We start from the raw sequence: 1,600 nt of genomic DNA, 5'->3' as shown, positions 1-1,600 counted from the left end.
GCCTGTTTAAACGCCAGACGGGCGAAATTTAAAGCTATATCCGCGCTGCAAAACGAGGCTAAAATTTAAAGACGGGCGGCGCATTTAAGCCGCGCGAGAAATCTAAATTTAAAAGCGCACCGAGGCGCAATAAAGGAAAAGAATGAAAAATTTACTCACCATCGCCGCTTTGGATATCAAAGAGTCCTTCCGCTCGCGCTGGTTTTTGCTCTATCTGCTGATCTTTAGCGGGCTCGTGGCGGCGTTTTTCATCACGGGAGTGACCGATTCGCGCGTGCTCGGCTTTAGCGGGCTTTCGCGACTGTTACTGCTGTTTATTCAGATCTGCATCATCATCCTGCCCATATTCGTGCTCGTCACCACCAGCAAGGCGATCCTAGCCGATCGCGACCTAAATATCTTAGAATACCTGCTAAGCTTCCCGATCTCGCAGGCGCAGTACTACTACGGCAAGGCGCTAGGAAGGCTGTTTGGAGTGTTCGTGCCGATATTTTTGTCGCTGCTGCTCGCGATCGTTTGGGGCGCGATCAAGGGCACGGGCATTCCGTGGGCGATCTGCCTGCTTTATACGGGGCTGCTTTTTAGCTTGTGCGCGGCGTTTTTAGGGATCGCATTTTTGATCTGCGCCGTCTCAAAAAGCCAAGAGATGGGGCTTGGGCTCGCATTTTTCGTCTGGCTTTTCTGCCTTACGTTTTTGGATCTCGTGCTGATCGGACTGCTCGCAAAAACGGGAGTGAACGAAAATCTGATCTTTGCGATCGCCCTAGCAAACCCGATGGAGGACTTCCGCATCGCCGCTATCAGCCTATTTGATCCCGATCTTGCGGTCATCGGCACGACGGCGTATTTTATCCTAGATCACTTCGGACGCGGGCTTTTCATCGCCTTTTCGCTGTTCTATCCGATCGCGCTGGGCGCGGCGAGCCTCGTTTTGGGCTATTTTATCTTTAGATCAAAGGATTTGGCGTGAAATTTCCACTCATTTTGGCGACATTTATAGCGCTTTACGGCGCAGCTGAGATGCAAAATTCGACGGCGCAAAATTTAAGCGCGTCAGATAATACAGGTTCCGATTTGGCGCAGAATTCTAAAAGCGTGCGCGATCTTGCGTGGCTTAAAGACGTAAATCTCACCTGCGCCAAATACGGCATCGATACTAGCGCGCACCCTGAATTTCGCGCTTACGCAAGGCTCAAGAACGGCAGCGCGCTCGCGTTTGCTTCACCCAAGGCGATGTTTGCATATTTTTTCGAGGGCGAAAATTTGAGCGGCAATAACGGCGCGGCTTCCGCAGAGGAAAATTTGATGAGTAAAAATTCCGCTAGCGGCAATTTCGGCGAGTCAAATTCCACGAACGCAAATTTCAGCGGTGCAGAGCTTTACGTCACCGATTACGCAAGCGGCGAAATTTTGCGGGCGCAGGACGCGTTTTATGTTTTCGGCAGCGTGCTGCAAAGCGCCAGAGGCGACGATCTTATCACGTTTGCGAGATTGCGCGACGCGCAGGACTTCATGCGCGAGAAAAAGGGGCATAAAATTTTGCAGTTTCGCGAAATCTCCGCCAGGCTGATCGATTATCTAAGATGATCTAACCGCTCGG

2 protein-coding genes are annotated in these 1,600 nt (G+C 51.3%); both read left to right on the top strand.

All coding sequences use genetic code 11. The features are described from left to right. The first annotated feature begins 142 nt into the window (after positions 1-142). Positions 143-970: an ABC transporter permease subunit gene (locus tag Q0620_RS04080; protein ID WP_298783320.1), complete on the top strand. Its 828-nt coding sequence runs from the start codon at positions 143-145 to the stop codon at positions 968-970. After that, complete coding sequence (locus Q0620_RS04075) at positions 967-1,587, top strand: nitrous oxide reductase accessory protein NosL (RefSeq protein WP_298783319.1); 621 nt, start codon at positions 967-969, stop codon at positions 1,585-1,587. Before Q0620_RS04080 ends, Q0620_RS04075 begins: the two co-directional genes overlap by 4 nt. Positions 1,588-1,600: the final 13 nt, after the last annotated feature.

Origin of the sequence: uncultured Campylobacter sp. (assembly GCF_938017615.1) — a bacterium.
GTDB lineage: Bacteria > Campylobacterota > Campylobacteria > Campylobacterales > Campylobacteraceae > Campylobacter_B.
The sequence above is the reverse complement of the archived record's forward strand: the minus strand, read 5'-3'. Positions and strand labels throughout refer to the sequence as shown.

Bases quoted from the DNA above. Each gene is read 5' to 3' on its own strand.
- Q0620_RS04080 (WP_298783320.1), top strand. From the start codon at position 143: ATGAAAAATTTACTCACCATCGCCGCTTTGGATATCAAAGAGTCCTTC.